3 protein-coding genes and 1 pseudogene are annotated in these 6,903 nt (G+C 70.0%); 1 reads left to right on the top strand and 3 read right to left on the bottom strand.

Annotated elements, in window-relative coordinates; translation table 11 throughout:
* The 3 genes from treY to G6018_RS07710 all read right to left on the bottom strand — a co-directional run.
* Positions 1–2,086, bottom strand: a 2,086-nt coding sequence (treY, locus tag G6018_RS07720) for a malto-oligosyltrehalose synthase (RefSeq protein ID WP_182639305.1), incomplete at its 3' end; no start/stop codon positions are given.
* 2 nt (positions 2,087–2,088) lie between these two features.
* Positions 2,089–4,233 (bottom strand): glycogen debranching protein GlgX, encoded by a 2,145-nt coding sequence (glgX, locus tag G6018_RS07715; RefSeq protein WP_182609854.1) that lies wholly within the window; start codon positions 4,231–4,233, stop codon positions 2,089–2,091.
* A 56-nt stretch (positions 4,234–4,289) separates the two neighbouring features.
* Positions 4,290–6,449: an acyltransferase family protein gene (locus G6018_RS07710; RefSeq protein WP_182609853.1), complete on the bottom strand. Its 2,160-nt coding sequence runs from the start codon at positions 6,447–6,449 to the stop codon at positions 4,290–4,292.
* 139 nt (positions 6,450–6,588) lie between these two features.
* On the opposite strand from G6018_RS07710, the pseudogene G6018_RS07705 reads away from it, so the two are divergent.
* Positions 6,589–6,903 (top strand): annotated as a pseudogene (locus G6018_RS07705) (hypothetical protein); the annotation flags it as partial.

Here is a 6,903-nt window from a genome sequence, read left to right as displayed (position 1 = left end):
AGTCCACGAACCGGCGGTTGTCCGGGTCGACCAGCGAGTCGTCCCACACCTCCGTGCCCTGGTAGACGTCGGGGACCCCGGGGGACAGCAGTTGTGTCGCCTTGGCGATCAACGAGTTGTCACGCCCGGCGGGGGCGATGCGGTCGACGAACGGGGTGAGCAACGCGCCGCCCGAGTCGAGCAGGGTGTCGATCCACCGGTGGGCGGCGGACTCGAAGTCCGCGTCCTGATCGGTCCAGGTGGTGTGCACGGCGGCCTCACGTAGGGCCTTGTCGGCGTAGTCGTGCAGGCGGGACCGCAGGTCGTCGGCGGGATCGTCGCGCTCCGGCCACACCCCCACGATCACCTGGAGCAGGAAGTAGCCCGCGTCCTCGGCGGGCGGGGGGAACGTCCGGAACACCTCGGAGACCAGATCCGCCCACTCGTCGGACAGCTGGGAGAGGACCGAGATCCGGGCGCGCACGTCCTCGCCCCGCTTGGTGTCGTGGGTGCTGAGCGCCGTCATGGCCAGGGGGGAGGCGAGCGCGCGTTCGGCCATCGCGAGGTGGAAGGCCTCCACCTGCATGCCCATCCGCCCCGGTGAACCGCCGACCTCGTTGAGCGAGACCAGCCGGCCGAGCCGGTAGAACAGGCGGTCCTCCTCGGCCTTGGCGGTGGCCGCACCGGTCACCTGCGCCAACCGGCTCGAGGCCTCGGCACCACGGGCCAGAGCCCCGGCCACGAGACCCAGCACGGGAGCCAGTTCGGGGCGGTCGCGGTGCAGATCGTCCAGTATCGCGGGCAGGGTCCCGCGGAGGACGGGATAGTCGGCGCGATAGGCGGGCGTGCGCTCGATCACCGAGACCAACGCCTCGCGGAGGAGGGCCCCCTCGTCGTCACCACCCGTCACGACACTCGGCTCCCCGCCGAGGGCGGCCTCACGCCGCACCGCGCGGGTCAGGCGGCCCAGTTCGGGGGCGAGGTCCTCCAGGACGATCTGCCGCTTGAGACGGGCGGACTGATCGTGGACCTGCTCCTCGTCGCCGGGGCCGCCGCAGTACCGGGAGGCCAGCTCGGTCAACCGCGCCTGTCCGCCCCGGTCCACCAACATCTGGTCGATCAGCCGGAGGGCGTCGTATCCCGTGGTCCCGTCGACGGGCATGGCGGGCTCGAGCACTTCGGCGGGCGCGAGGATCTTCTCCACCAGCAGCCACCGGTCCTCGCCGGCCAGCCCGCGGAGACGCCGGGTGTAGCCCACGGGATCGGCGAGGCCGTCGGGGTGGTCGACCCGGATGCCGTCGACCAGATCCTCCTCGCACCAGCGGGCCACCTCGGCGTGGGTGGCGTCGAAGACCGCCGGGTCCTCCTGGCGCAGCCCGGCCAGCCCGGTCACGGTGAAGAACCGCCGGTAGCCCAGGAGCGGCTCCCGCCAGTGGACCAACCGATAGTGCTGGCGGTCGTGCACCTGTTGCGCGGTCCCGCCCCCGGTGCCGGGGGCCGCCGGGAAGCGATGGTCGTAGAAGTGCAGCTCGGCCTCCGCAGCGTCCGTGTCGGAGGTGTCGGTGTCTGTGGCGGTGTCGGTGGGGGTGACGACGACGAGCTGGTCGACGTCCTCCGGTGAACCCAACACCGGGATCGCTATCCGGCCGTCCGCCCCGTTGGCGGGCTCGGTGTCGAAGTCGAAGTACGTGAAATACGGCGACTCCGGGCCCCGGCGCAACGCGTCCCACCACCAGCGGTTCGCCGCCGGACGGTCCACGCCCAGGTGGTTGGGGACGATGTCCACCACCAGGCCCAGGTCGTGCTCCCGGCAGGCCGCCCGCAGCGACCGCAGTGCGCTGATCCCGCCGAGCTCCGCTGCGACCGTGGTCGGGTCCACCACGTCGTACCCGTGGGTCGATCCGGGGGTGGCCTCGAGGATCGGCGACAGGTACACCGATCCCACGCCGAGGTCGGCGAGGTAGGGGACCAGGGCCTCGACGTCGGCCAGGACGAACCCGCGGCCGTCCGGGTCGGACGCGGGCGTCCGCAGTTGGATGCGGTAGGTGCTCGCCAGGGCCGTACCCCTGCGCAGCGGCCCGGTCCCGGTCAGATCCGCGGCGGTCACGATCAGGTGACCTTGCGCAGCACGATCGTGCCGCGATCGGCCACCGTGATCGTGTCGTCCGACCCCAGCTCACCGGTGCGCTCCTCGAGGTGGACCGCGGTGTCCAGGACGACCTCCCAGCTCTCGGCGTACTCGGACCCCAACAACGAGAACTCGATGGGCTCGTGGTGGGCGTTGAACAGCAGGAGGAACGAGTCGTCGACGATCCGCTGGCCACGCTCGTCGGGTTCGTGGATGCCCTCACCGTTGAGATAGACGGCCAGGGACTTGCCGAAGCCGGAGTCCCAGTCCTTGTGGGTCATCTCGGACCCGTCCGGGCTGAACCAGGCGATGTCCTGCGGGTCCTCGTCGTCGCGGAGAACGGTGCCGAAGAACCTGCGCCGGCGGAACACCGGATGGTCCTTCCGCAGTCGGACCAGGGTGCGGGTGAACTCGAGGAGGTCTTCCTTCTCCTCGTCGAGGTCCCAGCTCATCCACGCGATCTCGTTGTCCTGGCAGTACACGTTGTTGTTCCCGCCCTGCGTGCGGGCGATCTCGTCACCGTGGGCGATCATCGGCGTGCCCTGCGACAGGATGAGGGTGGTCAGCATGTTGCGCCGCTGCCGGTGGCGCAGACGCAGCACCTCGGGGTCGTCGGTGGGTCCCTCGACCCCGCAGTTCCAGGAGCGGTTGTGGCTCTCGCCGTCGTTGCCGTCCTCGCCGTTGGCCTCGTTGTGCTTCTCGTTGTAGCTGACCAGGTCGTTGAGGGTGAAGCCGTCGTGGGCGGTGACGAAGTTGATCGAGGCGGTGGGGCGACGTCCGGTGTTCTCGTACAGGTCCGAGGAGCCGGTCAGGCGGGAGGCGAACTCGCCGAGAGTGGCGGGCTCTCCCCGCCAGAAGTCGCGGACGGTGTCGCGGAACTGCCCGTTCCACTCCGTCCACAGCGGCGGGAAGTTGCCCACCTGGTAGCCGCCCTCGCCGACGTCCCACGGCTCGGCGATCAGCTTGACCTGGCTGACCACCGGGTCCTGCTGGACCAGATCGAAGAACGAGGACAACCGGTCGACGTCGTGCAGCCCCCTGGCCAGGGCGGAGGCGAGATCGAACCGGAACCCGTCGACGTGCATGTCGAGGACCCAGTACCGCAGCGAGTCCATGATGAGCTGCAGGGAGTGGGGGTGCCGGACGTTGAGCGTGTTCCCGGTGCCCGTGTAGTCCATGTAGTGCTGTTCGTCGCCCTCGACCAGACGGTAGTACGCCTGGTTGTCGATCCCGCGGAACGCGATGGTGGGTCCCATGTGGTTACCCTCCGCGGTGTGGTTGTAGACCACGTCCAGGATCACCTCGATGTTGGCGTCGTGGAACGCCTTGACCATCGCCTTGAACTCGCTCACCGCGTCACCGGGCTTCTCCGCGAACGCGTACTCGTTGTGCGGGGCCAGGAAGCCGAAGCTGTTGTACCCCCAGTAGTTCCGCAGCCCCATGTCGATCAACCGCTGGTCCTGCATGAACTGGTGCACCGGCATCAACTCGATCGCGGTGACGCCGAGGTCGGTCAGGTAGTCGATGATCGCCGGGTGGGTCATGCCGGCGTAGGTGCCGCGCATCTCCGCCGGGATGTCGGGGTGCGTGGCGGTCATGCCCTTGACGTGGGCCTCGTAGATCACGGTGTTGTGGTACTCGTGCCGGGGCGCGCGGTCGTTGCCCCAGTCGAAGTAGGGGTTGATCACGACGGTGGTCATGGTGTGACCGAGGGAGTTCTCGGTGTTCCGTCGACCCGGGTCGTCCAGGTCGTAGCTGTGCAGGCTCGGGTGGCCGTCGAACTCCCCGTCGAAGGCCTTGCCGTACGGGTCGAGCAACAGCTTGGAGGGGTCGCAGCGCAGACCGTTCTCGGGCTCGTACGGCCCGTGCACCCGGAAGCCGTAGCGCTGCCCCGGGGTCACCCCGAACAGATAGCAGTGCCAGATATGACCGTCGACCTCGGTGAGCTCGACGCACTGCTCCCCGCCGTCGCGGTCGATCAGGCACAGGTCGACGCGCTCGGCCACCTCGGAGAACAGCGCGAAGTTGGTGCCGGTTCCGTCATACGTGGCACCGAGGGGGAAGGCGGTACCAGGCCAGGCACGGATGAGCTCTGGGGCGGACTGCTGCGCGTCGTCGTTGGTCACAAAGCCCAACAGTAGTGCGTTTCGGGGCGGGAGCCGCTGTGCCGGGCCCCCGGCGGTCACCACCAGCCGGTCGCGGGCCCCATCTGCCTGGCCAGTTCGCCCGACGCGGACCGGACCCACGACCCGGAGAGGTGGTGGGAATCGTGGTAGACGATCACGTTGCCCACCACGACCGGGCAGTTCGCCGGGTCGCACAGGCCGTCGGTGAGGTCGATCAGTCGGACCGAGTCGATCCCGGCCCCGGCGAGCCCGGCCGGGTTGATCGGCGCGATGGACCGCTCCCGGGGCATCCCGCACTCCTCGGGGGTGCCGCCGTCTCCCAGACAGTCCCCGGCCCGGATCGGGCCGCGGCCCTGGTTGAGCCACGGGGTGTCCCGGACGGCGATCACGCCGATGCCCTGCTGGTCGAGTGCACGCCACAGGTCCACGTACTGGCGCGGGGTGACGTCCGGGCCCACGACCCCCACCGGCCGGGTGGCGGTGGTGAACACGAAGTCGGGTGCCAGGCCCACGAGGGCGGCCAGGGCGGCGGGCGTCCACTCGGCGCAGCTCTCGTACAGCAACTCGTCGCTGTCGGACACCGAGGCGTCCAGGGTCAGCGGGCACCCCATCTTGAGCACCGTGACCACCCGGAAGCCGTAGTGTCGGCCGACCTCGTCGAGGCCGCTGATCCAGTGCTCGGCGTGGGAGCCACCCACCAAGGCGATGGTGCGCGGCGCGGTGACGTCGCCGTACACGCACATCTGCACCTCGGCCGACTCGAAGTTCGAGATGCAGCCGTCCAGGGTGCTCACGGGCAGGTCGTTGCCCACCTGCAGCAGTGAGGGGACGTAGTCGGCGTCCTCGGGGACCGGGATGCCGTCGAAGAAGGCGCGGGCCCCGGGGTGGTCCGGGTCGGTCAGTGAGTCGACATAGGGCACGGCCGAGCGGGAGGCGGACGTGGCGGTCCACCATCCGACCGTCCCGAGGCTGGCCACCGCGGCCACCACGACGAGGGCGGTGGCCTGGACGAAGCGGCGCTGATCGCGCGCGTTGCGTCCGGACCCCTTGCGGAGCGAGTCACGCTTCTGGGCGGCGGGGGTGGACCGCCCGCGTGCCCGGCTGGCCATCCGCAGCGGTCGCTCGACGTACTTCTCGGTCAACAGGGCGAGCACCACGGAGACCGCGACGATCGCCAGCCCCGACACCAGCGTGATCTCGGCCTGCCGGTCGTAGGAGAGCCAGAGGATGAGGAGCGGCCAGTGCCACAGGTACAGGGAGTACGAGATGTCGCCCAGGCGTCGGAACACCCGCGCGGACAGCAGCCAGGTGACCGGGTCCCTCCGCGGTGTCGCGCGCTCGCCCTCGGGGAGGTTGCCGCCGAGGATGATCAGCAGGGCCCCGCCGATCGGGTACCAGGCCAGGGGGCCGGGGAAGTAGGCGGCGCCGTCGATCACGAAGCCGCAGCTCACGATGAGCGCCAGCCCGGCGACGGTGCTGAGCATGCGCAACGGCCACGGCAGCACGATCCCCGCCAGCAGGATCGCCACGAGACCACCGACGAGGAGCTCCCACATCCGGGCGCCGGTGTCGTAGTAGTTCCAGGGCTGGTTGACGGCCTGCCCGTAGGCGGACCACCACACCGAGGCCGCGGTGCCCACGGCCACCACTCCGAGGAGCATCCACTTGGGCGAGCCGCCCCGCCCGATGAGCCGCCACATCGCGGTCAGGCCCAGGACGACGCCGAGGGCGACGAGATAGAACTGGCCCTGCACCGACATGGACCACAGGTGCTGCAGCGGCGAGATGGTGGCGTCGGCCGCCGCGTAGTCCTGGGAGGTGAGCGCGAGCTCCCAGTTCTGGTAGTACAGCAGCGAGGCGAGGGTCTGTTCGAAGATCGCCGACCACTGGGTAGGGGGCTTGATGAGGATCGTCCCCACGACGGTCGCGGCCACCGTGACCACCAACGCCGGGTACAGCCGACGGACCAGTCGCGTGAGATGGGGGATCGGGTTGAGGGCGGTGCGCCCGTCCGAGGCGCCGCGTAGGAGCGATCCCAGGAAGAAGAACCCGGAGAGGGTGAGGAACACATCGACGCCGCCGGAGACGCGGCCCATCCAGATGTGGAACACCACGACCAGTGCGATGGCCAGCCCGCGGAGCCCGTCGATGTCGTGCCGGTAGGCCATCTTCCCTCGCCGGCGGCGAGCAGGCGAGATCGGAGTGCTGGTGGCCACTGGCGAGTACTTCCTGACGGGTCGTCCGGTCTGTGCAGGCGCCCCGACTCTGCGAGCGCGTGCACCGAAGAGCATGGCGGAGCCGCGTCCGATTACACCACAGACGGTCGACAGCGCCCGCGTTGGTACAGTCCGGCCCATGCTCAGCTCGCCGATCCGCGCCGTGGGGACCGTGTCGGGAGTCGTCGGTCCGGCCGTGGTCGCGCTGCTGGTGTGGATCGTGGCGGCACCCCGCTCGGAGTTGCTCTCGGTGGGCGGCGGGAGGGGGTTGCGGCTCCCGGAGTCCGGGACGGACGGCGGCAGCCAGCTCCTGATGTTGATCGTCCTCCTCGGGGCGGCCGTCGTGTGTGCGGTGCTGACCTTGTGGCACCGTCACCCGGGCCTGCGGAGGCCGGGTGGCGTCACCGTCCTCGTGGTGCTTCCGGGGCTGACGTGTGCGGTCGCCGCGGCGGCC

The organism is Dietzia sp. DQ11-44 (assembly GCF_014145205.1).
Lineage (GTDB): Bacteria > Actinomycetota > Actinomycetes > Mycobacteriales > Mycobacteriaceae > Dietzia > Dietzia natronolimnaea.
Note: the sequence above shows the minus strand (reverse complement) of the source record. Positions and strands in the feature narration are given on the sequence as shown.